Annotated in this window: 29 protein-coding genes; 13 read left to right on the top strand and 16 right to left on the bottom strand. The window is 62.4% G+C overall.

The window, feature by feature from the left end:
* Window positions 1-22 precede the first annotated feature (22 nt).
* The 9 genes from HOLFODRAFT_RS0203950 to HOLFODRAFT_RS0203910 are packed head-to-tail and all read right to left on the bottom strand — an operon-like array spanning window position 23 to window position 5,851.
* Window positions 23-463, bottom strand: coding sequence for a CGGC domain-containing protein (locus tag HOLFODRAFT_RS0203950; RefSeq protein ID WP_005032493.1), 441 nt, complete (start codon window positions 461-463; stop codon window positions 23-25).
* Window positions 460-1,410, bottom strand: coding sequence for a biotin synthase BioB (gene bioB / locus HOLFODRAFT_RS0203945; protein ID WP_005032495.1), 951 nt, complete (start codon window positions 1,408-1,410; stop codon window positions 460-462). Before bioB ends, HOLFODRAFT_RS0203950 begins: the two co-directional genes overlap by 4 nt.
* Entirely contained in the window at window positions 1,407-2,330 is a 924-nt protein-coding gene (locus HOLFODRAFT_RS19170; protein WP_005032497.1) for an aminotransferase class V-fold PLP-dependent enzyme, read from the bottom strand. Before HOLFODRAFT_RS19170 ends, bioB begins: the two co-directional genes overlap by 4 nt.
* Window positions 2,331-2,346: 16 nt before the next feature.
* Window positions 2,347-2,874 carry a PaaI family thioesterase gene (locus HOLFODRAFT_RS22560; RefSeq protein ID WP_005032500.1) on the bottom strand — a complete coding sequence of 176 codons (528 nt, stop codon included), beginning with the start codon at window positions 2,872-2,874 and terminating at the stop codon, window positions 2,347-2,349.
* A 17-nt stretch (window positions 2,875-2,891) separates the two neighbouring features.
* Window positions 2,892-3,251 (bottom strand): response regulator transcription factor, encoded by a 360-nt coding sequence (locus HOLFODRAFT_RS0203930; protein ID WP_005032501.1) that lies wholly within the window; start codon window positions 3,249-3,251, stop codon window positions 2,892-2,894.
* 1 nt (window position 3,252) lies between these two features.
* Window positions 3,253-3,636, bottom strand: a complete 384-nt coding sequence (locus tag HOLFODRAFT_RS0203925) for a NifB/NifX family molybdenum-iron cluster-binding protein (protein ID WP_005032503.1) — start codon at window positions 3,634-3,636, stop codon at window positions 3,253-3,255.
* Window positions 3,637-3,652: 16 nt separating this feature from the next.
* Window positions 3,653-4,528, bottom strand: coding sequence for an ATP-binding protein (locus HOLFODRAFT_RS0203920; RefSeq protein ID WP_005032506.1), 876 nt, complete (start codon window positions 4,526-4,528; stop codon window positions 3,653-3,655).
* Complete coding sequence (locus HOLFODRAFT_RS0203915) at window positions 4,521-5,489, bottom strand: nucleotide-binding protein (protein ID WP_005032508.1); 969 nt, start codon at window positions 5,487-5,489, stop codon at window positions 4,521-4,523. Before HOLFODRAFT_RS0203915 ends, HOLFODRAFT_RS0203920 begins: the two co-directional genes overlap by 8 nt.
* The gene (locus HOLFODRAFT_RS0203910) at window positions 5,486-5,851 is read right to left on the bottom strand and encodes a NifB/NifX family molybdenum-iron cluster-binding protein (RefSeq protein WP_005032510.1); all 366 of its coding nucleotides are present in this window, start codon (window positions 5,849-5,851) and stop codon (window positions 5,486-5,488) included. The genes HOLFODRAFT_RS0203915 and HOLFODRAFT_RS0203910 overlap by 4 nt, the downstream gene beginning before the upstream one ends.
* A 109-nt stretch (window positions 5,852-5,960) precedes the next feature.
* Here HOLFODRAFT_RS0203910 and HOLFODRAFT_RS0203905 point away from each other — a divergent pair, with 109 nt between their 5' ends.
* From HOLFODRAFT_RS0203905 to HOLFODRAFT_RS0203875, 7 genes are all read left to right on the top strand, one after another.
* Window positions 5,961-7,328, top strand: coding sequence for a sigma-54 interaction domain-containing protein (locus tag HOLFODRAFT_RS0203905; RefSeq protein ID WP_005032513.1), 1,368 nt, complete (start codon window positions 5,961-5,963; stop codon window positions 7,326-7,328).
* A 226-nt stretch (window positions 7,329-7,554) separates the two neighbouring features.
* The gene (locus tag HOLFODRAFT_RS23800; protein WP_005032516.1) at window positions 7,555-8,055 is read left to right on the top strand and encodes a NifB/NifX family molybdenum-iron cluster-binding protein; all 501 of its coding nucleotides are present in this window, start codon (window positions 7,555-7,557) and stop codon (window positions 8,053-8,055) included.
* A 23-nt stretch (window positions 8,056-8,078) separates the two neighbouring features.
* Window positions 8,079-8,372, top strand: coding sequence for a DUF5320 domain-containing protein (locus tag HOLFODRAFT_RS23795; RefSeq protein WP_005032518.1), 294 nt, complete (start codon window positions 8,079-8,081; stop codon window positions 8,370-8,372).
* 7 nt (window positions 8,373-8,379) lie between these two features.
* Entirely contained in the window at window positions 8,380-9,315 is a 936-nt protein-coding gene (locus HOLFODRAFT_RS0203890) for a radical SAM protein (protein WP_005032521.1), read from the top strand.
* 37 nt (window positions 9,316-9,352) lie between these two features.
* Window positions 9,353-10,699, top strand: a complete 1,347-nt coding sequence (locus tag HOLFODRAFT_RS0203885) for an FAD-dependent oxidoreductase (protein WP_005032523.1) — start codon at window positions 9,353-9,355, stop codon at window positions 10,697-10,699.
* A gap of 9 nt (window positions 10,700-10,708) precedes the next feature.
* Window positions 10,709-11,620: an Mrp/NBP35 family ATP-binding protein gene (locus HOLFODRAFT_RS0203880; protein ID WP_005032526.1), complete on the top strand. Its 912-nt coding sequence runs from the start codon at window positions 10,709-10,711 to the stop codon at window positions 11,618-11,620.
* A 220-nt stretch (window positions 11,621-11,840) separates the two neighbouring features.
* Entirely contained in the window at window positions 11,841-12,413 is a 573-nt protein-coding gene (locus HOLFODRAFT_RS0203875) for a peroxiredoxin (protein WP_425280007.1), read from the top strand.
* A gap of 31 nt (window positions 12,414-12,444) precedes the next feature.
* Here HOLFODRAFT_RS0203875 and HOLFODRAFT_RS0203870 read toward each other — a convergent pair whose 3' ends face one another.
* Complete coding sequence (locus HOLFODRAFT_RS0203870; protein ID WP_005032530.1) at window positions 12,445-14,715, bottom strand: TonB-dependent receptor; 2,271 nt, start codon at window positions 14,713-14,715, stop codon at window positions 12,445-12,447.
* A gap of 201 nt (window positions 14,716-14,916) precedes the next feature.
* On the opposite strand from HOLFODRAFT_RS0203870, the gene HOLFODRAFT_RS0203865 reads away from it, so the two are divergent.
* Window positions 14,917-15,525 carry a CobW family GTP-binding protein gene (locus tag HOLFODRAFT_RS0203865; RefSeq protein WP_005032532.1) on the top strand — a complete coding sequence of 203 codons (609 nt, stop codon included), beginning with the start codon at window positions 14,917-14,919 and terminating at the stop codon, window positions 15,523-15,525.
* A gap of 229 nt (window positions 15,526-15,754) precedes the next feature.
* A complete protein-coding gene (locus HOLFODRAFT_RS19160) occupies window positions 15,755-15,997 on the top strand; it encodes a hypothetical protein (RefSeq protein WP_148300351.1) in 243 nt (80 codons plus the stop codon).
* 14 nt (window positions 15,998-16,011) lie between these two features.
* Here HOLFODRAFT_RS19160 and HOLFODRAFT_RS0203855 read toward each other — a convergent pair whose 3' ends face one another.
* The 4 genes from HOLFODRAFT_RS0203855 to HOLFODRAFT_RS25735 all read right to left on the bottom strand — a co-directional run bounded on the left by HOLFODRAFT_RS0203855 (window position 16,012) and on the right by HOLFODRAFT_RS25735 (window position 19,603).
* Entirely contained in the window at window positions 16,012-16,314 is a 303-nt protein-coding gene (locus HOLFODRAFT_RS0203855) for a DUF134 domain-containing protein (protein ID WP_005032539.1), read from the bottom strand.
* 147 nt (window positions 16,315-16,461) lie between these two features.
* Window positions 16,462-16,917, bottom strand: coding sequence for a 4Fe-4S dicluster domain-containing protein (locus HOLFODRAFT_RS19155; protein WP_052572436.1), 456 nt, complete (start codon window positions 16,915-16,917; stop codon window positions 16,462-16,464).
* Window positions 16,914-19,148, bottom strand: a complete 2,235-nt coding sequence (locus tag HOLFODRAFT_RS0203845) for a molybdopterin-containing oxidoreductase family protein (protein WP_005032543.1) — start codon at window positions 19,146-19,148, stop codon at window positions 16,914-16,916. The genes HOLFODRAFT_RS19155 and HOLFODRAFT_RS0203845 overlap by 4 nt, the downstream gene beginning before the upstream one ends.
* Before the next feature lie 161 nt (window positions 19,149-19,309).
* A complete protein-coding gene (locus HOLFODRAFT_RS25735) occupies window positions 19,310-19,603 on the bottom strand; it encodes a nucleotidyl transferase AbiEii/AbiGii toxin family protein (RefSeq protein ID WP_005032545.1) in 294 nt (97 codons plus the stop codon).
* Window positions 19,604-20,155: 552 nt separating this feature from the next.
* On the opposite strand from HOLFODRAFT_RS25735, the gene HOLFODRAFT_RS0203835 reads away from it, so the two are divergent.
* Window positions 20,156-21,853, top strand: a complete 1,698-nt coding sequence (locus HOLFODRAFT_RS0203835) for a tyrosine-type recombinase/integrase (protein WP_043485764.1) — start codon at window positions 20,156-20,158, stop codon at window positions 21,851-21,853.
* A 127-nt stretch (window positions 21,854-21,980) separates the two neighbouring features.
* Entirely contained in the window at window positions 21,981-22,571 is a 591-nt protein-coding gene (locus HOLFODRAFT_RS0203830) for a type IV toxin-antitoxin system AbiEi family antitoxin domain-containing protein (protein WP_005032549.1), read from the top strand.
* A gap of 216 nt (window positions 22,572-22,787) precedes the next feature.
* Here HOLFODRAFT_RS0203830 and HOLFODRAFT_RS24350 read toward each other — a convergent pair whose 3' ends face one another.
* Window positions 22,788-23,090 (bottom strand): hypothetical protein, encoded by a 303-nt coding sequence (locus tag HOLFODRAFT_RS24350; protein ID WP_148300350.1) that lies wholly within the window; start codon window positions 23,088-23,090, stop codon window positions 22,788-22,790.
* Window positions 23,091-23,426: 336 nt separating this feature from the next.
* On the opposite strand from HOLFODRAFT_RS24350, the gene HOLFODRAFT_RS0203815 reads away from it, so the two are divergent.
* Window positions 23,427-23,918, top strand: coding sequence for a type IV toxin-antitoxin system AbiEi family antitoxin domain-containing protein (locus HOLFODRAFT_RS0203815; RefSeq protein WP_052572433.1), 492 nt, complete (start codon window positions 23,427-23,429; stop codon window positions 23,916-23,918).
* Window positions 23,915-24,844 carry a nucleotidyl transferase AbiEii/AbiGii toxin family protein gene (locus HOLFODRAFT_RS22545; protein WP_005032556.1) on the top strand — a complete coding sequence of 310 codons (930 nt, stop codon included), beginning with the start codon at window positions 23,915-23,917 and terminating at the stop codon, window positions 24,842-24,844. Before HOLFODRAFT_RS0203815 ends, HOLFODRAFT_RS22545 begins: the two co-directional genes overlap by 4 nt.
* A gap of 146 nt (window positions 24,845-24,990) precedes the next feature.
* On the opposite strand, the gene HOLFODRAFT_RS23790 is transcribed toward HOLFODRAFT_RS22545, so the two are convergent.
* Entirely contained in the window at window positions 24,991-25,197 is a 207-nt protein-coding gene (locus tag HOLFODRAFT_RS23790) for a nucleotidyl transferase AbiEii/AbiGii toxin family protein (protein ID WP_148300349.1), read from the bottom strand.
* Between the last annotated feature and the right edge of the window lie 224 nt (window positions 25,198-25,421).

The following is a 25,421-nucleotide window of genomic DNA, read 5'->3' as shown; positions in this document are numbered from 1 at the left end:
TGGTAGATGTGCCGGAAGGCCTTCAATTGTAGGCCTCCATCACATCTGGGGCGTCCGACAGGAGGTCGTCGGCGAGCTCCTGCATCCGCGCATCTTTCCAGAAGGGGAGCTGGCGATGGGTCTCCATGTATTTCATGGGGATGGGATGGGTGCCTACCACGACCGGGAGGCCATAGTGTCCCTCGATGAAGCTCTTGAAGTTCCGGATATTGGGACAGGGGGGGTAACCCACCACCAGCCCAGTGGCGAGGTGGACGGCCTGACAACCGTTCTTCTGGAATTCGGCGGGAAGGTATTCCACATTGCCCCCGGGGCACCCGCCACAGGTTGAGTAGCCGACGACCTCCAAAGGCTCGTCCTTGGGGTACCGGGCAAAGCTGCCCAGGCGTTCCCGCAGGGCCCTGAAGCACTTGCCGCCTCCGCAGTCCTGATAGCGTCCGCAGATGATGATGCCGATCCTCATCCCACTCTCCCTTCAGAGTGCATGCCCAAGTTCCTCAGCAGCGCTTGGTCAGAATCGACCTCGCTACCGGGCGTGGTCAGGAGCTTCTCGCCGGTGAAGATGGAATTGGCGCCGCAGAGGAAGGCCAAGGCCTGGGCCTCTGGGCCGAGGCTGCTCCGGCCAGCAGCCAAACGGATGCGGCTGGTGGGGAAGAGGATTCGGGTGGTGGCGATGACCCGGATCACCTCCAGGGGCGGCACCGGCGGCATACCCTCGAGGGGCGTGCCGGGGATGGGCACGAGGATGTTGATGGGGATGGCGTCGGGGACGGGATCCAGGCTCGCCAACTCGTGGAGAAAGTGAATGCGGTCATTCACGCTTTCCCCCAGGCCCAGGATGCCCCCGCAGCAGACCTGGAGCCCGGCATCCCGGACCGCCCGGATGGTGGCCAATCGCTCATCGAAGGTATGGGTGGAGACGATGCGCTCGTAGACCAGGCGGCTCGAATCCAGGTTGTGGTTGTAGATAGCGCAGCCCGCAGCCTTGAGGCGCCGGGCCTGAGCGCTGTTGATGAGACCCAGGCTGACGCAGGGTTCCATCCCCAGGTCGCTCACGGCCCGCACGATGCCCAGCACGTGCTCGAAATCCGGCCCTTCCCGTAGAGCGCGCCCCGAGGTGGCCATGCAGTAGCGTGTGGCGCCCGCTGCCTTGGCCTGGAGGGCTCCGGCCAGGACACTGGCTTCCTCCTTGAGTGGATTGGGCTTGAGTTCCGTGGTGTGGTGGGCGCTTTGGGCGCAGTAGGCGCAGTCTTCGGAACAGTTTCCGGTCCTGAGGGCATCCAGGACGCAGAACTGGATTTCCCGTGGATTCCAGTGCTGGTGATGGCATTCCATGGCCCGGCGAACCAGATCAGGGAAGGGCTGATCGTGGATGGCTTGGATGGTCCCGGGGGTGGGTGCTTGCTTCATTCGTTGTCCCTCGCGACAGAGGAGCAACGCTGGAGGCGCTTGAGACCCTCGTCCAGTTCTTCCATGAGGTCCTGGTTGTCTCCAAAACCGACCAGGAGGTGGAGCGTGCCATGGGTGTCCACCCAGGGGTTGAGGCTGGGAAGCCTGGGCAACAGTTCCAGGGCGTCCTTCCTCCCTGTCTTCAATTCGAAGGAGACGCCTGGACCGGGCCCCCGCATCTGGTGGCGAGCCCGCTCGTGATGAGGATGCGTTTCCAGACTGAGGTGATGCACGGCCTGGATCTGGGGGTGACCCATGAGCCATTCCGCTACTTCCTTGGCGTTTTCCTGGGCGCGCTCCTCGCGCAGCGCCAGTGTTGACAAGCCTGGAGCCCGGAGCAACTCTTGGCGGTTCCCAAGGATTCGGCTCATTTCCCGAATCCGCTTATGGACAGCACCCTGGCGGGCCACCAGCAGAGCGCCTTCCTGTCCCGACTCCCCGATCAGGTGGGCGAGCGGATGCATGACAAGGTGTGCCCCCAGGGCCAGAGGGCTCTGGACGTAGGGGCCAGCCAGTGTGGAGTCGACCATGAGCAGGGCGTGAGCCTGACGCGCTGTGCGGCTGATCTCGGCGAGATCGGTAACCTTGAGCCCGCTGTGGGACGGGGTTTCTACGATGATCAGCCTAGTGTTGGGCTTCAGGGCCGCCCTGACTGCATCGGTATCCGAGGTGTCCACCTCGTCGACTTCGACACCGAAGCGCACCCGAAGATGTTCGCTGAGCCTCGCTTGGGAAGGACGTTCCCCGCTGGTGATCAGGACGTGCTCTCCCGGCGCCATCAGGGCCAGGAGGGCGGTGCTGAAGGCTGCCTGGGTGCTACCGAGTAGCGTGGCGCCGTATCCCCCTTCAAGGGTGGTCAGCAGGTTTTCAATGGTACACATGGGCTGGCCTTGTGGTTCAGCGCAATCGCTTGCGGGAATCCCGGATGAGTTCCTGGGCACCCTTCGCGGTTGGGAGGGGCTGGGGCGTCCCTTTGGGGTTCCCTGCAAAGAACTTGGCCCGGGCGGTGACCAGGGTTCTCCCTTCCTGGATGATGGCGGCCTGGAGTAGATGCAATGGTCCCTCGCTGCGGAGCCACTGCCCCCGGATGACGGCCTCGGTTCCGGCCATGACGGGTCCCCGGAAACGCAGGCGGAAATCGACGGTGTAGGCTTCCAGGCCTTTGGCCAGGATGCAGTTGGCCATGGCGCCATCCAGGAGGCTGGAAACGACGCCTCCATGGATGATGTCGCGGTACCCCTCGTAGGACTTGCCACAGGGAAAACGTCCCTCCACCGTGTGCTCATCAATGACCTGGTAGGGGACTTTGAGCCCGAAGGGGTGTCGATCCCAGCACACGACGCAATGCTCGTGGAGCCGGGACCGGCTTTCCTCCAACGTTTCCTGGGCGCTTTCTAAATCCCCGGATGGAACGGCAAGGCACATGGCCTCCTCCATAACAATCAGAAGCCCTGGATCTCCTGGAGCTTGCCCATCAGATAGTGGGCATGTTCCGCGTTGGGGGCGGGGGGAATGGATGTCAGAACGCCCAGGCCCTCGCTCTCCTCATGGAACTGCTCTGGGGGGATGGTGGTGATCACGGCCGTGTGGATCAGGGCGTTGGCCATCAGCAGGTCACTCAGGCAGGCCCTGAAATTCCCAGTTAGATCGTCGAGGATGACCATATCCCTCGGGTACATGCGGGCTTGGGCAACGGCATCCTGGGGGGCGGCGATCCAGTCGATCGTCACCCCGTGGGATGCCAGGCCCTCAGCGAAGGCGCTGAGGGCCTCCTTGCGTTGGGTAACAATGGCGATCCGCATCTCAGTGCTGTCCGCCGCCGCAGGTCTGCTCCTTGGTGTAGCGGGGCAGGGCGCCCAGGAGCCAGGACTTCACGGCGGTATCCACATCTGAGGCGCTACCGCCGTGGTAGACCTCGATGCCCACCTGGTTGAAGCCCATGAGGGGGCGGAGCCCCATGCCACCGGCGATGAGGGCGTTGACGCCATTCTTCGCGAGGTGGTTGACGGGGGCCATGCAGCCGCCCTGCTGGTGGGGAACATTGGGGAGGGTGCTCACCTGGGTGACCTTGCCGGCCTCCACATCCACGATGGTGTAGATATCGCAGTGGCCGAAGTGCTGGCCGAGTCCGGCTTCGAGGCCGCCGGGCATGGCGGAGGGGATGGCGATGCGTGCCTTGTTGTTCATGGGCTTTCTCCTTGGATCAGTGGTTGGGAAGCAGGGCTTCGATGCCCTTCCAGATCTGGCGCACCTGGAGGTTGAAGGGGTTTTCATCCAGTTCCGTCACAGCTTTGCGCTGGACCATGGCCTGGGCCACCTGGGTGTCATGGGGCAGGCGTCCCGCCATGGCATATCCCTTTTCCAAACAAAGGGACTCGATGGCGGTGGTGTTCTCAGGGTTCAGATCCCACTTGTTGACGAGCACGGCGATGCGGATCCGGAAGTGCTCGCACAGTTCGGCAATCCGCTTGAGGTCGTGCATGCCTGAGGGGGTCGGCTCCGTCACGATCAGGGCCAGGGTGGCCTGGGACAGGGAGGCGATCACCGGGCACCCGATGCCAGGGGAGCCATCGCTGATGATCAGATCGATGCCCCTCTGCTCGGCCAGATCCCGGGCCTGCTGCTTCAGGAGGGAGACCAGGCGGCCCGAGTTCTCCTGGCCCGGGAAGAGCTGGGCGTGGACCATGGGGCCGAAGCGGGTCTCACTCTGGTACCAGGTGCCACAGAGCCTTTCCTGGAAATCGATGGCCTGATGCGGACAGAGGGCTACACAGACCTTGCACCCCTCGCAGCGGGTGGGGTCGATCCGGTAGCTTCCCTCGACGGCCTGGATGGCTCTAAAGCGGCACTTCGCGGCACAGATGCCGCAGGCCTGGCAGAGGGCCGGGTCGATGGTGGCTTCGTGGCCTGACAGGAAGGCGCACTGGCGCGTGGTTTTGGGCTCCAGGAGGATGTGGAGATCCGGGGCGTCCACGTCCAGGTCGCAAAGGATCTTATTCTGGGCAAGATGGGCGAAGGCCGCCGTGAGGGAGGTCTTCCCGGTGCCACCCTTGCCACTGATTACGACGATTTCACGCATGGGCCGCCCCCTGATCCGGGGCGAGGGGGGACCGCCCGCTCGCGCTGCTCGCTCTTCGTCCCCCCTCGCACTCCCCCACAGGATCTCCAGGCTGAGCCCGGGGATCCTGTCCGTGAAGGCGATCCAGGCCCTCCTGGAGGCTGGCGAAGGTCCAGCGCATCTCGTTGTCCAGTTCTGCCAGAAGTCCACCCTTGGCATAGTGCTCGGCGATCTCCCTTCGATAGGGGATTTCCGCCAGGATGGGCAATCCCTTGGCCTTGCAGAAGGCATAGGCCCGATCATCCCCCAGGCCCGCCCGGTTGATCACCACCCCCATGGGTTTCTTTAGGGGGGTGAAGGCCTCCCAGGCCAGCTGGAAGTCGTGGAATCCGAAGGGGGTGGGCTCGGTGACCAGGAGGATGACATCGCTATCCTGCACCGCATTCATGGCGGGGCAGCTCACTCCCGGAGGGGCGTCGATGATGACATCGGCGCTCATGTCTGAAGCCATCTCGGCCATGCGATGGCGGATGTGCCGCATGAGGGGAGGACTCATGGATTCGCCGATGCGCAGACGGCCCGTGAGGCAGGGGATGGAGCCCCGGCTGTGGCCGATTTCCATGACCCCCAGTTCCCGGCTCCCAGGCTTGAGGGCACCCGTGGGGCAGACTTCGAAGCAGCCGCCACAACCATGGCACATCTCAGGCATGACCATGAGGGTTTTCCCGAAGATGGCCAAGGCCTTGAATTGGCAAAGCTCAGTGCATGCGCGACAGAGGGTGCACCGCTCCGCATCCAGTACCGGTACTTCCAGGTTTACGGTCTCGATGGAGACCAGGCTCGGCTTCAGGAATAGGTGGAGGTTGGGCTCCTCCACATCCAGATCGACGGCCACCAGGGGCCGCTCCCAGGTGGCTGCCAGGGAGGCGGACACGGTGGTCTTACCGGTGCCTCCCTTGCCGCTGGCAACGGCTACGATCATGAGTGGCTCTCGCGGTTGGGGGCGTCTGCGAAGCTGACGCTTCCTGCCTTGAAGCGCTCGATGGCCTCTCCGACGGAGAGGTTTTCCAGGTTCTGTCCCACCTTCACACCGGCCGCTTGGAGGGCCGCGAAGGCCTTGGGGCCCACGAAGCCCGTCAGCAGGATTTCGGCGCCCGCGTTGACGATGTTCTCGGCGGCCTGGATGCCCGCCCCTTGGGCCATGACCTGGGATGCGCCGTTGTCCACATAACTCGTGGCCATGGTGTCTGTGTCCACGACGATGAAGCCCCCGGCCCGGCCGAAGCGCGGATCCACGGCGTCCTGGAGGGTGGGGCCTTCACTGGTTACTGCGATCCTGGTCATGGGGTATCCTCGGATAGGGGTTGTGAGCAAAGGCTCGAATTGGAGTATTGAGCGAATGCTCTAAATGGTCAATGGCCTTTCTGCTCCAGCCTCCATGAGGTCCTCTGCTATGTCCCGTTCCAAACGATCCGAAGCTCTTTACTCATCCCCCACGGAAGCTATCCTGGAGAGCATCTCCGACGGCGTGTTCACCGTTGACCTGGAATGGCGGATCCTTTCCTTCAACCGCGCTGCGGAGGAGATCACTGGCGTATCCCGTTCCGAGGCCATCGGGCAATCCTGTTCCGATGTCTTCCGGTCGAGCATGTGCGGGGAGGACTGCCCACTCAAGAGCACCGTGCAGGGCGGGAAGCCCCGGATCGGGGTGTCCGGATTCATCGTCACCGCCGAAGGACAGCGCGTCCCCATCAGCATCAGTACTGCGGTGATGCGGGGGCTCGACGGGAGCGTCATCGGCGGCGCCGAGACTTTCCGGGATCTGTCAGAATTGGAGGCCCTGCGTCGGGAGTTGGGTGGGCACAGGGGGGTCGGCGACTTGGCCAGTCACAGCCCGGCCATGCGTAGGATTCTGGGCATGCTGCCAGCCCTGGCCGCCAGTCCCAGCACGGTTCTGATCCTGGGGGCGTCCGGAACTGGCAAGGAGCGGATCGCCCGTGCCCTGCATGCGATGAGCTCCAGGAGTCAGGGGCCCTTCGTGGCCCTGAACTGTGGCGCCCTACCCGATCCGCTTCTGGAATCCGAACTCTTCGGGTACAAGGCCGGCGCTTTCACCGGGGCCACCCGGGACAAGCCGGGTCGCTTCGCTCTGGCCAGGGGCGGGACCCTCTTCCTGGACGAACTCGGAGAGCTGTCCCCGGCTCTCCAGGTCAAGCTCCTGCGTGTTCTCCAGGAGAGGACCTACGAGCCCCTGGGGGGGACCCGGACCGAACAGGCGGATGTCCGGGTCATCGCCGCCACTAACCGGAATCTTGCCGAACGGGTGGCCCAGGGGACCTTTCGCGAGGACCTCTACTACCGCATCAATGTCATCCGCGTTGAACTCCCTTCCCTGCGCCAGCGCATGGAGGATCTGCCGCTTCTGGTGGACCAATTCATCGAGCGTTTCAACCACCTCCAAGGCCGGCGGGTGCAGGGAATCCGGCCCGAGGCGCTCTCGCTTCTCATGGCCCATGACTGGCCCGGCAATATCCGCGAGTTGGAGAATGCCATTGAGCGGGCCTTCATTCTCTGCGGCGAAGCACCCATCGGCATCGAGCACCTCCCGGATGAGCTCCTGGCCTTCCGTCCCTGGGACGGAACCAACAGGGCCAGTGCCCATGATGCCCTGGATCGCCAGGCCATTCTCCGGGCGCTGGAGACCCACCGGGGCAACCGGAGCGCCGCTGCCGCAGCCCTGGGGGTCCACAAGACAACCCTCCTCCGCCGGGTGAAGCGGCTTGGCATTCCCCTGCCGACTGAGGATGGGCGGAGCCGTTAGACCCGCATCCCTTGTGGTCAAGGGGCCCCCACGGGGCAGTCCCTGGTGTGCATACCGTAGTGCAAATGCTGCGGTCATCAAGGGATACCGTAGCGAATCGGCAGTGGTGTGAGCCCCCCTTGAGTGGACGTTTGATGGTTATAGCTTCTGTTTGCAGTTTTTGGTGATTAAGTGGTGGTGTGGCACGGAACTTGTTTTGAGCTTGGCTGCAAGGCAGGAATCCATGATGAAAATCGCTATCTCCACTCTCACCGACCGGATCGCCCCCGTTTTCGACACCGTCGGCGAGCTTCTGCTCGTGGACTGCGAGGTGGGCCAGGTTCTGGGGCGGAGGCGGGCGACTTTCGACTCGCTTGTGCCTGAGGCCAGGGCGGCGCAGCTGGCTGCCCTCGGCGTCCAGACCCTTCTTTGTGGAGCGATATCCACCCCCTTCCGGCTCGCTGTAGAAGAGCGGGGGATCCGGGTGGTCCCCTTCCTGACCGGAAGGGTGGAGGAGATCCTGCATGCCTGGGTCTTCGAAGGCCTGGATGAGAGCCGCTTCCGGATGCCCGGCTGCGGACGGGGGCCGCGGAATCAGGGGCAGGGGGGGGGCCGGGGGGGGCGGAACAGGAGCTGCCATGGCGTCTGCGTCTGCCCGGTATGCGGCCAGGAAGCGTCCCACGCCCCAGGAACCCCATGCAAACAACAGCTGTGTCCCAAGTGCGGAACAGCCATGGCGAGGCGATGAATTCGCCGGAAAGGAGCAATATCATGCCGAACAGGAACGGAAGTGGCCCCATGGGGGCAGGTCCCAGGACAGGACGGGGGCTCGGGCGTTGCGCGCCGGGCGCAGAGGCACTCCCGCAGGGGCGTGGAACCGGGCGTGGGGGTGGTCGGGGGCGCTGTGGGCGCTTCTTCGGGCGCCGTGCCTTCGATGAAACGGGCGGTCCCACCGCGGGAGACAGCGTCTCGATGCTGGAGCGGGAAGCGCAGGAACTGGAGGCCCGCCTCTCGGACCTGCGGCAGAGGCTGGACACCCTGAAGGGCCCCGGGGAAAGGTCGTGAGGACGGCATGATCCCGGGTCGCGTCTACGGTCCGGTGCCCTCCAGGCGCCTGGGGAGGTCCCTGGGCGTGGATCTGGTGCCCTGGAAGACCTGCACTTACGACTGCATCTACTGCCAATTGGGGTCCACCACCTGCAGGACGCTGGGGCGCCGTACCCACGCCCGTGCCGACGAGGTGCTCCCGGAACTGGAACATGCCCTCACCCATGGGCCTCGTCCGGACTTCATCAGCCTGGCGGGCTCCGGTGAGCCGACCCTTGACCTGGAGCTGGGTCCCATCCTCCAGGGCATCAAGAAACTGACGACGATCCCCGTTGCCGTCCTGACCAATGGCTCCCTCCTCCACCTTCCCGCGGTGCGGGAGGCCCTGGAGCCTGCGGATGTCGTGCTCCCCTCCCTCGACGCCGGGGATGAGGAGGCCTTCCATCGGATCAACCGCCCCCACCCCGGGCTAGCCTTCGGGGCCATACTGGAGGGGCTCGGAAGGTTCACCGCCCACTTTCCCGGGGAGGTCTGGCTGGAGGTCATGCTGGTGGCCGGTCAGAACGATGGGCAGGACGAGCTTCGGCGCATCGCCCATCTTGCAGGATCCATCGGACCTGCCCGGATCCAGCTCAACACGGTGGAACGCCCCGCTGCCGTCGAAGGGGTGGAGGCCCTCCCCGTGGAAGCCCTCCAGGCGGCACTGGCCCTCTTCCCGGGCGGGTCTGAAGTCATTGCCGGAACGCCTTCTCCGGTTCAGGATGCCGCTCTGTCCACCGACCCCGAATCGGCCCTGGTCGAGCTCTTGGGGCGCCGTCCGTGCAGGGCTGCGGATGCGTCACTCGGGCTTGGGATCGCGCCCCTGGAGGTCCTGAAATACCTCCACAGACTTCAAGCTGCCGGGCAGATCGAAAGCCTCCATCTGCACGGCGATCTCTACTACCGGGCCGCCCGGGGATAACCCCGAATCCGGCCGCCCCCACTCCCAAGGAGCCCCTATGAAGAATGCCGATATCGTGATCCTGGGCGGCAGTGCCGCCGGGGTCACGGCTGCCCTGACAGCCAAGAGGCACCACCCGCGGAAGTCCGTCCTGGTCATACGGAAGGAGAAGGAAGTCCTGATCCCCTGTGGGATCCCGTACATCTTCGGCACGGTGGGGAGTCCTTCCCGGAATCTCATCCCCGACGCGCTCCTGGAGAAGGCGGGTGTGGAAATCCTGCAAGCCGAGGCCCTGGCACTGGACTTGCAGCAGAAGTCCGTGGTGACCGACTGTGGGGCCGTTTCGTTCGAGAGACTCATCCTTGCCACGGGTTCCGACCCTTCTGTCCCTCCCATCCCAGGGACGGGGCTTCAGGGGGTGTTCCCCATCGTCAAGGACATCCCCAGGCTCCTGGAGCTCCAGCAGGCCCTGGAGAGTGCCCAGGATGTGGTCATCATAGGCGGCGGATTCATCGGCATCGAGTTTGCCGATGAAATCCGGAAACGCGGAATCCCCAATGTCACCATCGTGGAGATCGCTCCCCACTGCCTGAGTCTCTCCTACGACACGGAGTTCTGCGAGGAGGCGGAAGAGGCGCTGCGGGCTCGGGGGGTACAGATCCGGGCTTCCACCAGGGTCCAGGCCATCCTGGGGGAGGCCCAGGTGGAGAAGGTCCTGCTGGGGGATGGCGGTGAGCTGAAGGCGGATGTGGTGATCCTTGGGGCCGGGGCGCTCCCCAATGTCCAGATCGCCCAGATGGCCGGATTGGAACTGGGAACCAGTGGGGCGATCCGGGTGGACCGGGCCATGCGCACCTCTGAACCGGGCGTATTCGCGTGCGGCGACTGTGCAAAGAAGCACTCCTTTTTCGGGGGTCGCCCCTCCAGTCTCAAGCTCGCTTCCATCGCGACCATGGAAGCCCGCATCGCCGGGGCCAATCTCTATGGCATCACCCGGGAAAACAGCGGCACGATCGGTGTCTGGTCCACCGCCATCGGTGACCTGGCCCTCGGCACCGCAGGCCTGACCGAGACGGCTGCCAGGGGGGAGGGCTACGAGGTGGTTACGGCCACTGTGGAGGGCCCCAACCGCCACCCGGGCGGCATGCCCGGCGGGGCCCCCATGAAGGTTAAACTGGTCTTCGAGGCCAGCTCCGGGGTCATGCTCGGCGGGCAGGTCCGGGGCAACAGCGCGGCCGGGGAGCTGCTCAATGTCATGGCCGCCTGCGTCCAGCAACGCATGCACGCCGAGGACATCGCCATGTTCCAGATGGGAACCCATCCGGCCCTGACGGCCTCGCCGGTGGCCTACCCCCTCACCAATGCCGCCGAGATCGCCATCGGCGCCATGCGCAACCGCCCCTAGGACGCTCCCATGGAACCCACGCCTGGAACACCGAACCCTTGCCAGGGCTGCGCGCGCAACGACTGCCCGGCCCAGGAGCCGAAGCCCGGGGAGACTCCCGAGGCCTTCGAGGAGCGTCGGGCCATCCAGGCCCGGCTCTGCCGGATCCGCCACACCCTCCTGGTCCTGTCTGGGAAGGGAGGGGTGGGCAAGAGCACCGTTGCGGTAAACCTCGCGGTGGCCCTTCGGGATGCGGGCCACCGGGTGGGTTTGCTGGACGTGGACGTCCATGGGCCAAGCGTGCCCACGATGCTGGGGCTCGAAGGCTTCTCCATCTCCCGGGGCCCTGACGGCCTGAAGCCGCTTTCCGCCGGGGCGCTCAAGGTGATGTCCGTGGCCTTCCTGCTCTCAGGTCAGGACGAGGCCCTGATCTGGCGTGGGCCCATGAAGATGAAGCTCATCAAGCAGTTCGTAAGGGATGTGGCATGGGGTGACCTGGACTACCTGATCGTGGACGCCCCACCGGGCACCGGAGACGAACCCCTCACGGTCTGTCAGGTCCTGTCGCCCCAGGGCGCTGTGGTGGTAACCTCTCCCCAGCGGGTGGCCGCCGTGGATGTGCGCAAGGCCGTGACCTTCTGTCGGCAGCTCCGGGTGCCCATCCTGGGGGTGATCGAGAACATGAGCGGCTTCACCTGTCCCCGCTGCGGGGAGCAGGTGGCCATCTTCCGCAAGGGGGGGGGCCGGATCCTGGCGGAGGAGATGGGTCTCCCCTTCCTGGGCGAGCTGCCCCTGGACCCCGGCATCGGGGAGGACGCGGACCGTGGCCTTCCCTTCGTGGAGCACCGGCCCCAGGAGGCGCCCGCCCGGGCCATGGAGGGCATTATCGGGGCCATCCTAGAGCAGATGGCGGAGCAGGAGTCTCGGGGTTCAGGATTCTGAGCATGGGCTGAAAAAAAGGCTTGCCAAAGCCTTTTTGTTTTGTAAATCTGATGAGAACGCCTGAGGATTCAGGCCCTTCAAGGAGCTTTCCATGCCATGCGACGCCGGCCTGAGGCCCCGCAAATCCCCCCAACCCAAAGCGGATACCGCTTCTGGAACCCCCAAGGAGGTCGAACCCATGAGTTCCACCATGGTGCGCCGAGAGATGCCTGCGTTCACGATGGACGCCTTTGACGCCAGGACGGGCCACTTCAGAACCGTCTCGAGCGAGGACTATAAGGGGAAGTGGACGGTGGTCTGCTTCTACCCCGCCGACTTCACCTTCGTCTGCCCCACGGAGATTGCGGCCATGAACGCCAAGGCCGACGAGTTCACCAAACTGGGGGTGGAGATCCTGGCGGTCTCCACGGACACCAAGTTCTCCCACAAGCGCTTCGTGGAGACGGAACCCCTTCTGAAGGGCTTGGTGCTCACCATCGGCTCCGACACCAACCAGGAGGTGAGCCGGGCCTTCGGGGTGCTCATCGAGGAGGAAGGCGTGGCTCTCCGTGGGCGCTTCCTCTTCACCCCCGAGGGCATCTGCGTGGCCCAGGAGGTCCAGGCGGATTCCGTCGGCCGGAACGTGAACGAGTTCCTCCGCCAGATCGAGGCCTGGCAGCACGCCACCCGGACCGGCGAGGTCTGCCCCGCCAACTGGCGCCCCGGAAAGAAGACTCTGCCGGTGCGGACCGATGCCGAGAAGATGGCTGGCCACGTGGGCGACTACGTGACCCTGGAGGAGATCCTGAGCTGATCCATTGCCTTCAGTGTGGTGTGGAGGGGGCTCAGAAACTGGCGCTCAGGGTGGTCCGGCAGGACCTTCCCTGGGCCGGGAAATACTGCTTGTAGGTGTCCAGGAAGTCGACGTACCGCCTGTTAAAGAGATTGGTCACCGCCAGGTCCGACTTGAGGGTTGCACGCCCCCACTTCCATTGGGTTCCGGCACCCAGGTTCCAGACGAGATAGGAGCCGGTCTCGATCAGCTGCCCGTCGCGGCTTCCGAAGGGCTCGTCGATTCCGCTGGGGCTGCCGGTGCCGGTCCAGACGGCGTGGATGTCCAGGTGGCCCTGGCGGAGGCTCCTCTCCTGAAGGACCCAGGACCAGCGCCCCCCCAGGGAGGCGCGATCCGGAGGTGTGAAGGGGAGGGCATTGCCCGTGGATTCATTGTGGGTGCTCAGATGCTCGTAGGCCCCCCGGAGTTCGAAGCTGGTTCCCAGGGGCGTCCGGGCTTCCACTTCAATGCCCCGGGTCCGGGCATCGGACTGCCGGAAGGAAAGGACCGGCAGGCCCCCCACCGCGGGAAGTCCGGTCTCATATAGATAGATGTAGTCCTCGAACCGATTCTCGAAGATGCTGAGGCTACCCTTGAACCAGGGGTGATCCATTCGGAAGGATGCCTCGGCGTTCATGCTTTTCTCCTCCCTGAGGTTCAGGTTGCCCAGTTCGTACGCGGCCACGCCATCATGCGTCCCCGCTGCGAAGAGCTCATATTCCGAGGGGTGGCGCCACCCGCGTCCGAGGGTAGCGGCCAGGGAATACCTGGGAGTGAAGCGGAACACGGCTCCAACGGATCCGGTTGTGGCGCAGTAGCTTCGCTCCAGGCCATTCTCCAGCCCTGTCCGCAGGTCCGGCGATACGTCCAGCCGCCTGGCGTCGTGCCGGAGCCCCAAGCTGAAGATCCAGCCATGCTCCGCGTCCGCATCCTGTCGCCATTCCTCGAAGAGGGACATGCTCCAGGAACGGGTGCCGTAATCGGGGAGCAGGGTCTTCTGGCCGGAGGATGCGCGCGCAAGGGAGTCGTTCTCCTGCTCCACATATTCAAGAGATAGGTCGCCCTGGAGTCTGGCAGCGGGAAGATGCTTCAGGTGGGTCCTGAATGTGTGGGTGGTGAGGATGAGGTTCACGGTCGGTGCCGCGGAGGTTCCGGACGAGTAGGCCCTGCGGTGGTTCTCCTGGCGGGTGGCGTTCACTTCCAGGACGCCGATGGGCGTGTATAGGGAACCCTCGAGCCCCTGGAGTGCATCCTGGAGCCGCAGGCTGAAGAGCGGTGAACCCGGGACATAGAAGCCCAGCTTGTTCTCAAAGGACCTAGCCCTCGCCTGGATCTGCCCCCAGGCCCCCGAATACCCTCCGAGAAGCGACCAGGAGTCGGATCGGAACCCCGTGTCGGGAATATCACCATCGGGGGTGCGGGTGTCACCTCCTACTCTTTCGGTTCCGGACAGCCTCCATCCGAAACCCCCGTGGGCCCCTTCAAGCATGGCCTGGCCGACTCGGCTGTCGTTGGCGGAGGCATGCCCCAGGGACAGACGCCCCCCCAGGCTCGATTTTCCCTCCGCAGCAGTGGGGAGAAGTGCGCTGCTCAGGTTCACGGCCCCGCCCACGGCCTGTGACCCGTAGAGCACGCTGGCTGGTCCGCGGACCACATCGATGCGGTCCGCGTCCAGGGGTTCCAGGGTGGGCATGTGCCGACGGCTGAAGCCCTGGTAATTGACACCGACCCCGTTGTCCAGCACTCGGACCCGGTCGTTCACCATGCCCCGGATCATGGGAGTTCCGGAGCTCTCCCCGGTCGAGACATTCCTGACGCCGGGGAGGGCTGCTACGGCTTCACCGACGGACATGCCCGACCCCGCGAAGATGTCCTCATGGGGGACCGAAGCGGTCTGCTGAGCGGCTTCCATGGGATGGGTTGCCCAGGGGGTTGCCGTGACCGTTACCACCACTTCCGGGATCTTCGGATTGAGGGTGATCTCCAGGGGATCACGGGTGGGCAGGGTGACCCATACATGCTTGGATTCCAGCTGGTTCCCCTGGAAGGTGACCAGATAACGGCCTGCGGGGAGGTGGCCGAGCAGGAAGGCGCCACTGGCTTCCGTGAAGACCTTCCGCTTGAGCTCCGGGATCTGGACCAGGACCCTGTCCAGGGGCTTCCGGGTCGAGGCTTCGAGGGTCTTTCCGATGAGGGCGGATGCCTGGGCGCTATCGGCGCCCAGGCATGGCAGGGTGGACACCAACATGGCGTTTGCGATGCCGACTCGGTGAAACAGGCGCATGATCCCTCCGTGTGGCCGTATCCGTGTCTGCAGCACGTGCTCCCTGTGGAGCGGGGCCAGAGTGACTAGCTTAATAGAAATGAGTTCTATTAAGCATAGGCTCTTTTTAGGGCTGTCATGGAAACTGTTGGGTATCCACATGTCATGGATGTATGGTGATATGTTGAGAGCATGTGCTCATAACATGAAGGGGGTTGCGCTATGCAAGTGGTAATATTCGGGGGGTTTCTTGGGTCTGGAAAGACCAGCCTTATTCTCTCCCTGGCTCACTACCTAGTGGGAGAGGAAGGGACGGAGGGCTCGAAGCTGGTGATTCTCGAAAACGAGATCGGCGAGGTGGGCATCGACAACAAGGTGTTGCAGGCCGGGGGATACGCAGTGCGTGAGCTCTTTGCGGGCTGCATCTGCTGCACCCTTACGGCCGATCTGGTCACCACGCTCAATGAACTGAATGAGACCATTCATCCGGCCTGGGTCATCTTCGAGCCGACCGGCCTCGCCTACCCTGCCAAGATCATCGAGACTCTCCGTCAGTACGGCCAGGGGATCGAGCGCATTGTGGTGGTCTCGGTGGTGGATGCGGAACGCTGGGAGGAACTGACGGAGATCACGCCAGCCCTGGTGCAGGGTCAGGTTTCTTCCGGCGACCTAGTGCTCATCAACAAGTGCGACCTGGTCGGGGAGGAGTCCCTCGGTGCGATCAGGGAAGCCCTGCGCGAGATGAATCCCGGGGCGGAGATCCTGTCTGTGTCGGCCCTCAACCTTGATTCCAGCATCTGGAGGAAGATCGATGTCTGCCAAGAGGTCTGAAGAACACCCAGCTTCCCATGTCTGCCATGAGGGCTGCTCGCATGATCACGGGCATTCCCACGGGCACCATCCTCATGGCCAACCGTCGGCTGATCAACTCTTTCATGCCCCGGGGGAGAGCCCGGCCGTCTATTCGGCAACCCGCTCCGTGAGCTGCCCGAGCGAAGTGTCGGGCCAGGCCTTTTCGGCCGTCATGATGCGCTGTGTCGCCGGATTACGAGACTGGGCCGTGGCGCAGCGCCACATGGTCGGGCACATCAAAGTGTTTGTGGAGAACGGACAGAATGAGAACCTCTGGCTGGCTTCCACTGGCCGGAACATCCAGATGAAGAGCTCCGGGTGCTGGGATGCGGGGCTATCCCAGGAGTTCAAGATCCACTTCACCGCGATCATCTTCGGGCCGGATCCCTGCCATCTCAAGGGTATCGCCATGGAGCGGCTGGACAGCGAGCTCGGAACGCTGGCGGGCTGAGGCGGCAGAGCTCCCTACCGGCTCTCCTTCACGGTGTAGCTGCCCCCCTCGATCCGCAGGGCGCAGCCGTCGACCAGAGCCTTGGCCACCTTCCGGTGGGCGGCTTCCAGCACCCGCCCGAAGGTGGCCCGGGAGACCCCCATGGATTCGGCCCCGGCCTTCTGCTGGAGTCCCTCGATGTGGGCCAGCCGCAGGGCCTCCAGTTCCTCCATGCCGAGAATGACCTCTTCGAGTTCGGACAGGGGGACGGCCCGCGGCTTGAAGTAGCGGACTTCCGGCAGGGCTTCGATATGTTTGCAACAGGGACGGCGGGCCAAGGATTCCTCCACTCCCAGTTGTGAATGAAAACGCTTGTGAATGCAAGGTGATTGATTGTGGGTATTACCCGCAACTGATCTTTGCGGGTGCCGGTGCAAACAGGCCTGGGAGCCGGGCTTTGGCTTGCAGCCGCAGCTCAGTTGGGCTTACTCCACCTTTGACCGCAAGAAACTGAGAGCCTTGGTGGGGCAGGTGGCGACGCAGGGGGGTTCATCAGCGTCCAGGTCGAGCCTCCCCAGGCAGAGATCGCATTTCTGCATCTTGCCATCCGCACCGAACTGCGGGATGGCATCAGGGCAGGCCCCAAGACAGGCTTGGCAGCCGCTGCAGGCCTCTTCATTCACGACCACAATGCCATCCTCAAGGCGCTTGTTGATGGCGCCTTCCGGGCAAACGGCAACACAGGGCGGGTCGTCGCATTGCTTGCAGGCTATGGTGCTGGAGACGCACCGGATTTCGGGATAGCTGCCCTGCCAGATATTCTCGACCCAGCGGTATCGCACCTTGGGTTCGAGCTCCCGCCAGCTCTTGCAGGCCACCGCACAGGCGTGGCACTGGATGCATTTCTCCGGGGCAAAGGAAAATCCACGTTCCACGCTCATGCCCTCCTGACTTCCACAAGGGTTTGGCTGGTCATGGCCGTGATGAGGGGGTCGTAGGCCTTGCCTTCCTCGACGCTGTACATCGCGTTCACGTTGGCACCCCCCGCGAGGAGCGGCATGTCCTCCATCCCCAACTCCCCGCATCCCTGCCACCAGCCGTGCAAGACCATGACCGTATCGGGTCGGATGCCTGGAAAGAGTTCCGCCTTGACCCGGATGGACCCATGGGGGGAGTCCACGATCACCCAGTCCCCCTGAGCGATGCCCCGAACGGAGGCGGTCTCGGGGTGGATGTGGAGGAGGGGATGGGGCTCCAGTTCCCGCAAGAGGGGGAGATTCCGCTGCCAGGATGCGGTGTAGTTCTTCGAGGTGTGGTAGTCGGAAAGGATCAGGGGGTATTGCCCGGTCAGTTCAGGCGTTCCCGTCAGACTTTCGGGGGGTTCCCGCCATTCGGGCAGTGGACTGAATCCCTCGGCCTCGAAGGAGGTGTTGTAGATCGCCACTTTCCCCTGGGGCAGGAAGGGAGCCCCGGAAAGGCGGGGGCTGCGGCGTTGGAAGACCTTTGCGTAGTTCTCGTAGGTTCTGGGGAGGGGCTCGTAGGTGATGCCCACGGGGTGCTGCCTCAATTCGTCGAGGGTCATCCCGAAGGGTTGCATCTGGGCCTCCATGGCCTCCCTCATGCTGCCGTGCCAGAAGTCCGCGCCGTACCCCATGGCCACGCCGAGATCCAGAAAGAACTCGTAGGTTGATTTATAGTCTCCCAGGGGCTCGATGATCTTGTTCCGGGCCATGAGCCAACCCCCTCGGCCATCAAAAGGGTGGTCCGATTCGTAGGGGGTGGCGGTGGGGATCACGATGTCGGCATAGGCCATATCGGCGGTGCGGGTCACATCGACGACCACGTAGAATTCGAGCTTCTTGAGGGCTTCGAGGACATGCTTCGAACCCCGGGTGCTCACGGAGGGTTGGGTGCCGGGGGCGATGATGGTTCGGATGGGATAGGGCTTTTCCGTAAGAACGCTATCCAGGATCCGGTAGTAGGCGGAGGAGAGTCCCTCCACGAAGGGTTGGAACGGGCGGGGAAACTCGGGCCCCACCAGTTTGTCCACCATCTCCTGAGTGAAGCGCTCCCGCAGAGAGATGTCCTGAGGCAGGGGCATGGTGGAGGGGACGCCGAAGGGGCCCCCGAAGAGATTCCCACCGGGGCGGTCAAGGTGGCCGGTAATGGCGATGAGAATCGCAACCGCCCGGATGGCGTCATTGGAGGAGGGTGCATGCTCCACGCCGTTGCCCAGATCGATGGAGGCCCGGGGGGTGGTCGCATAGAGGCGTGCTACATCCCGGATCTGCTGGGCGCCGACGCCGGTGATGCCCTCGGCCCATTCCGGAGAGAATTTTTGAACATGGGCCTTCAACTGGGGGAATCCGAAACACCACTGCTCCACGAAGGCAGCATCGATCAGGTCTTCGCCCACCACCACGTGGAGCATGGCCAGGGCCAGGGCTGCATCGGTGCCGGGCCGGAGGGGCAGCCAGATATCCGCCATGCCCGCATCCGGCTCCATTGAGGGCTTGATGGCGATGATCTTAGCCCCCCTCGCCTTGGCTCCCACGAGCAGCTTGGGACTGGGGGCGGCGGCGCCGGAATAGATGGGCTGCCGCCCCCAATAGATGATGAGATCGCTTTTCCCTAGTTCGGGACCGGGCCAATCCCCTAGGGTGTACATGAAGGCAAAGGCCCGTTGCATGGCGCAGATGCCGCTGTGACCATAGTTGGGACTGCCGTGGACGGTCAGGAAACGGCGCAGGTAGTCGCTGTAGCTCCGGAGGGCCGGGGAGAGGATGGCCAGGGACTCCGGCCCGTAGGCCGCCTTCTGGCGCTTCAGGGTATTCGCGACGATCTGGATGGCTTCATCCCAAGAGATGCGCTCGAACTTGCCCTCACCCTTCTCGCCGATGCGCTTGAGGGGATATTTCAGGCGATCCGGCGAATAGACCCACTGTGGTGCCGCGTGGGCTTTGGGACATAGCCCTCCCCGGTTCACCGGGGATTCCGCCATGCCCGCGGCGCGAACGAATCGACCATCTTTGACAAAGGCGTAGATGCCGCATGCCTGGGGGGCAGGTCCGCACATGGCGCAGAAGCCTGGAATGACCTCCTCTCCGTTGCGCGCGGCAACGCGTCTGGCCTGTTCCAGCGTGAAGGGGTCGGACTGGTTGTTTTGAGCCATGGCTCTACTCTAGCCTCTCTGAAAAGGGTGTGGTGGAAAGAAAATCCAACTCGCACCGGCTCACCATTCCTCACGCATTTTATCGGCAACCTTGTTGAAATAGCGTTCTGGGCTCGTCAACTTCTTGATTTCCTTCGAGGTGTAGCCCACTTCCTGGAAATTCAGATTCCCATTGGGGGCGTGGGGTAGGTCCACACATCCCCGGCGTGTTTTAGCAACCCGGTCAGGTAATCGCTTGCGGGATCGAATCTCAACGCATCCTCCTGGCACTCCATTCGGCAGATTTCCCGGAAGATCTCCTCCATGCGGGGCAGGGCCGGTTCACCCCATGCCACGATGTCTAGATCTCGGGTCGGCCGGGGAAAGGCTTTACTCCAAAGGTGGTGGAGGGCTGCGCCTTTGAGGGCGAAATCCGCATGGTATGTGCGATGCGCATGGGTAATTGTTGTCGTCACGTGGAGCCCCCTGCAGGACGACCGTGAGTGGGCCCAGGAGCACCTTGCCGGGCGGGAAATCCCCCCGAACCTGTGGGACTCCTGTGGGACTGCTGTGGGAAACGGAATCTCCAGGTTATTGAAAATGCTGGATTTTCTAAACCGAGAATGGGAAACCCAGGGGATGCCATTTGGTGAGCATATGCCAAAAACAAAAACCCCGAAGTCTTGAAACTTCGGGGTTTAAGTGTGGTGGCTGGAGACAGACTCGAACTGTCGACCTAGGGATTATGAGACCCTAAGTCATACATTTTCTAGACTTGCTATAGTTGCTTTTAAAGCCTATATGATACAGCAAGAATAGCCACTTATTATTTTCTATTCCACGCCTTGGATGCGTTTGGCCCGGATAAGTGAAGCAGCAAAAAGGGGGTTTGCGACCTTGAAAACCCTACGCTAAGACCCTACGCTAAATACGACCTGTTTTAGGGGCCTAATATGACGAAAACATCATCATTGGGTGCGAGCTCCCTGGGGGTTGGCTACGGGGGGAAGGGAGGACGGGGAACCGGGGTGACCTGGAACAAGCCCAAGCGGGCTCTGCTGACGGATTCCTTTGTGGAGTCCCTGCCGCGCCCGCCCGCGGACAAGAGGGACTACTGGATGCGGGACCCCCGGATCCCCGGTTTCTCGGTCCGGGTCTATCAACCGGACGAGCATGGAGAGATTCCCAAAGTCTTTGGGTACACCTTTGCGATTGACGGTAAGGAGAAATATTTCCGGATCGGACAGTTTGGCATCATGACTGCGACAAAGGCGCGTGAAGAGGCTCAGAAAATCAACCAGAATATCCGCGACAAAAAGGATCCTTTTGCCCACCGCCAGCCGGTCTCGCTTACTACTGTGAAGGATCTCTTCGAGGACTGGAAGTCGCATTTCTGGCCCAAGGGCCTAGCTAAGTCGACTAGGGAAAGGTACCAGAGGTTCTGGGACCGATTTATTCCGAAGAGCTTCAAGTCGCTCCAGCTTTCCCAGGTCGCCATGAGCCATATCCAGGACATTCAGGAGAAGGTGTCAAAGGGGGGAATCGAATACACCCGTCGGCGCAAGGTCAACTTCGTCAAAGCCGAATCTGTCCCATCGGACATTCAGGCCAACCGGGTCATATCGATGCTCTCGGGGATGTTCAAGTACCAGCTGGGCAAGGAATCCAAGCATTGGCAAGGACTTGAACACAACCCCTGTCGGGCGATCCCCTTGGAGCCGGAATCCGAAGATTTCGTCTACCTGGGGCGGGAGGACCAACTCCGTCTGCGTGCCTTCCTGGAGTCCGAAACCAGTCGCTGCAAGCCCCACTCTCGGAGCGAGGAACAGTTCGCCGGAATCGCGTTGGATGCCATCGATCTGATCTTTCACACGGGTCTTCGCCACCGCGAGGCCCTTCGGCTTTCCTGGGGTGCTGTCGATTTTGAACTTGGGCTGTTGAAATTCGCGGTGACCAAAACAGGCGCAAAGAGGCCGAGAGTCAAGCGGACAAAGTACATTCGGATGACCTCGCCGGCGAGGGCCCTGTTGGTCCGGCTTTGGGAAGCCGCCGGTCGTCCCAAGGCTGGTTGGGTGTTCCCCGGTTACCTGGATCCCGAAAAGCCCTGGAGCAATATCCAGGATACCTGGGAAGCGATCCGGGGCCTGCTTCACCTCCCGGAGGAGACGAGGTTGCACGATCTGCGTCACACCATGGCCACCGATCTGCTCCGTTCCGGGTTGGAGCGAGGTGAGGTCCAGCACTACATGGGTTGGGTGAGCCTGGACTCTGCGAACCGATACATGCATGTCGTCTCGAAGGACACGCATATGAAGGCGGAAGTCATCATCGCCACTCGCGGGATTGGCCAGAAGGACCCGGAGGATGGACAGGCCAGCACGTCGGTCCGATCAAGGATCAAGCCCCAGGCCAAGGGGATGCTGCAGACGGTGGTCGATCAGGCCCGTGAGGTCTTGAGTGGTCTGTATGGCCAAGTGGACGCACTCCCGCCTGATGTTAAGACCCATCTGAAGGCCCTGCGGGTCGCTTTCAATCCTGACTTGGCAGGGGAGGATGCCTGGACCCCTGAGGAACAGTTCGAGGCCGCCAGCAAGGCTACTATCCTGGTGGAGGCCCTGTTTGACGAAGAGGCAGATGCCTCGCTGAAGGCCCTTCCCGAGCAGGTGCAGGGATCCGTGAATGCACTTCTTGGCCAGTTGAGGAGGCTGGGGCTGATGGAGGCATGACCGATGCCCATGCCTCCTCGGTATTCCCTTGGGGGTATCATGTGGGTCGACCTTCGCCTCTCCTGATGAAAATGTTGGTAATTTGATATAAGTAGCCGACACTATCGTTATGTCCGGTCCAAGCCCCATGGTCACCCAGGTAATCGCGCTGATGCGTGAGCGGGGGGTTCTTCGGCCCATGGACCTGGATCAGTTCGGACTTCCTCCTGGATGCCTGGCCCAGATGTACCGTCGAGGCCTTCTGGAACGCTCAGGGCGCGGGCTGTACACCCTGGCGGACGGTGAATGGACAGAGCACCATACGCTTCTGGAGGCCTCCCGTCGGGTTCCCAACGGCATCATTGGCCTGCTCTCTGCGCTCCGCTTCCATGAGCTCACGCTGGAGATGCCCCACGAGGTGTGGATGCTGGTGAGTCGCAAGGCTCGTCATCCCGGGGTGGACTATCCGGTTCTCCGGGTCTTCCGCTGTGAGCCGGAGCGGCTGGCAACGGGTGTGATCCATCCGGTCATTGAAGGGACCCCCGTGCCAGTCACCGATGTGCCGAGGACTGTGGCCGACTGCTTCAAGCATCGTCGGCAGGTTGGCCTGGATGTGGCCGTCCAGGCTCTGAAGGAGGCCCTTCAGCGCAGGCTGAGCACCCCAGCGGATCTAGCCGAGGCTGCAAGGCAGGGGCGGGTCTGGAACCTGATGCGGCCCTACATGGAGGCGATCCTGTGAGTCCGGAACCCAAGAAGGACCTGGTGGCCTCCGTCCGGGCGCGCCTGTTGAACCTCGCCGAGAGCCGTGGCGAGGATCTGGACTTGGTCCTTAAGCGGTATGGCATCGAGCGTCTGCTCCATCGCTTGAGCCGTTCGGAATACCGGGATGTCTTTGTGCTCAAGGGGGCCATGCTCTTCGAGCTGTGGTTGGGGAGGGGTCACCGTCGCGTCACGATCAGGGGGCCGCGGTCACCCCTTGCCGGATCAACCCAGCCTTGTGTCTCTCCTTTAGGCGGTAGCTCTCACCTTTGATTGTGATGACGTGGCTGTCATCAAGTTCGGAGAACTGCGCCTGGCTGTTCTTAATGGTCATGTGGGTCTTGGGGTGGGTCATGGGAGCCGCCTTGCCCGGTGTGGGCACCTGGGGGGAGTCCGCGTCAGCTCCCGAGCTCCCCGAACCGGTCAGACCGCCGAAGCGGGTAGATCGGGCAGGGGAAGCCAGGGCGCGCCAGCGGACGACCTGTGCCGCACCGGGCAAGGAGGATCCATGCACCGCAAGTATCCAGATGGGCAGCGTAGATGACCAATTGGGGGGTGTTCACGTCGATCACGACGCCCTGGCGCCCTGCAGGGGAGAAAATTGGTTGGTCAATGATCGCGGCGCTGTCCGTTTGCTTGGGGAGTGGTTGTTTTGCCTGTGGTTTGCCTTGTGACAAGGTGTATTTTGAGTATTGACGACGTGAAACATTCACACTATTTTTTGAGTGTATGGAAACGAGCGATTACGATGCAAAAGAGGCAGCCAGAACTTAGAAGAGATGTTGTTCGTCTCTCCTCCGCAAAGCGTCGGGGAAGGGGGACGGCCATTTTGAGGATGGCTCAGGATGGCCGCCTTCAGAAGCTGCGTCCTGGGGTCTACCGCTCTGCTGCCAAGGGTCATTGGCTGCATCAGGATTTGGCGGACGCCTGCCTCGCTGTTCCCGATGGGGTCATCTGCCTCCTATCCGCCCTGTCCTACTACGGGTTGACGACCACCATTCCTTCGGAAACCTGGGTTGCCATTCCCAATACCTCTTGGGTTCCGCGCATGGCCTTTCCCGCACGGTTCATTCGTCTTGGAGAGGCCGCTCATGCGGCGGGGATAGAAACGGTCAAGATCAATGGGACCAGAGTTCGGATCTACAGCAAGGCCAAGACGGTTTGCGATGCTCTCCGGTTCCGGGATAAGGTCGGGGTTGAAGTCGCCTTCGAAGCCTTGAAGACCTTCCTTCGGCAGGGTGGACTGCCTGATGACCTGATCCAGTGGGAAAAGGTTTGCCGGGTCCGGACGACCCTGCGCGGCTATCTTTCGGTCATCTTGGCATGAAGAAGCCGCGCGATACCAAGAGTCCCGATAGTGTGCTCAAGCGATTGAGCAACCAACGCGTTGTTGGGCAAAGCGTCGAAAATGCCCAAGTCCTTTTCGTTCTTGAACGTTTTCTGGCCCGAGTCGCCGAAAGTCGTTATCGGGACCAGTTGGTCCTCAAAGGTGGCATCCTACTGTACTTCCTCACTCGCCAATGGAATCGTCCAACGGAGGATCTAGACTTTCTTGCCATCAGGCTTTCCAGCGATTCTATGGACTCTGTCCTCCGGGAGATCTTGGGCATCGATGTTGGTGACCGTCTGGAATTCCTGGCAGACCTGATGACTTGGCAAGATATCCGCGAAGACACTGGATATCCTTGTCGGCGTTACACGATCCCCTTTCGTTTTGGTCCCAAACACTCCCGCAGCATCAAGCTGGATCTCAGTTTTGGAGATCCCATCACCCCTGGCCCAAGTCTTGTCGAAATCCATCCGATCCTGGAGGGTTTTCAAGGGGGACTTGTTCAGGGCTATCCGGTGGAGACCTTCCTGGCTGAAAAGGTGGAAACGGTCTTGGTGCGAGGCTTGGCCACTACCCGCGCCAAGGACATCTTCGATCTTTGGGTGATCTCCAGGGTTGGCAAGGATCTCCATTTGAATATGGTTGCCGAAGCTCTCAAAGTTACGGCAGATTATCGGGATGGGGTGGCTGGACGCACGGTAAGTGTGCGGCGAATGGATGCAAGTGTCTTGGAACCGGGTTATGGGACGGATCCAAACCTCAGGCGCATCTGGGATTCCTATGTCCGTTCCAGGCACATTGTCACCCCCCTGTTTGGAGATGTCGTTTCCGAGGTACAGGCGTTCATCCGGCCTATGGTGGAAAGAAGCCTGGGGACTGGGCCAGAGCTGTCGTGGGATCCGGTAAGAAAGCTCTGGTCATGAGTATTCGTACCAGAGCTCATTGCCAATGCGCCCGATCCCGGGATGGCGTAGAGAGCATAGAGAAACACAGTATCCAGCATCTATTTATCAATATGAAGAAAATGAGGTTGTCTGCGGGGGGGGCGCGTCAGCCAATCGCTCCCGGCCTATCCGACTGAACAACTAGTTTGGCGGGTAAATATCGGCGCCGACAGGCCTTCAGGAACCGGCTGGGGCCATTCTGTGCCACGGCGGATAAAGGTGGCCTGGATCGCCCCCGCCAGGCTTGATGCCTCGAAGGTATGGTTCTGGGCCAGGTGCCATAGGTCGAAGTAGTCCTTGGCGCGGGAGTTGTCGAGGCCAAGGAGTGCCATCGTGTGCAATTTCTCTGCGATTGCGGTTGAACGAAGCCGCTCCGCGGCGGGGGTGGCGCCGTGTGGCGGGCCCGCGCAGTAAGAAAGCTAGCAATTCCATGTAAATGAAGGCTCCTTGGTCATCGCGATGTTGACGCATCGCCAGACGACTGTCAAGCGACATGAAAATTAACCCACCCGGCGACACGAATATTGACCCCCTTGTTGTATGAGCCCGTGGGGTG

Source organism: Holophaga foetida DSM 6591 (assembly GCF_000242615.2).
Classification (GTDB): domain Bacteria; phylum Acidobacteriota; class Holophagae; order Holophagales; family Holophagaceae; genus Holophaga; species Holophaga foetida.
Note: the sequence above shows the minus strand (reverse complement) of the source record. Positions and strands in the feature narration are given on the sequence as shown.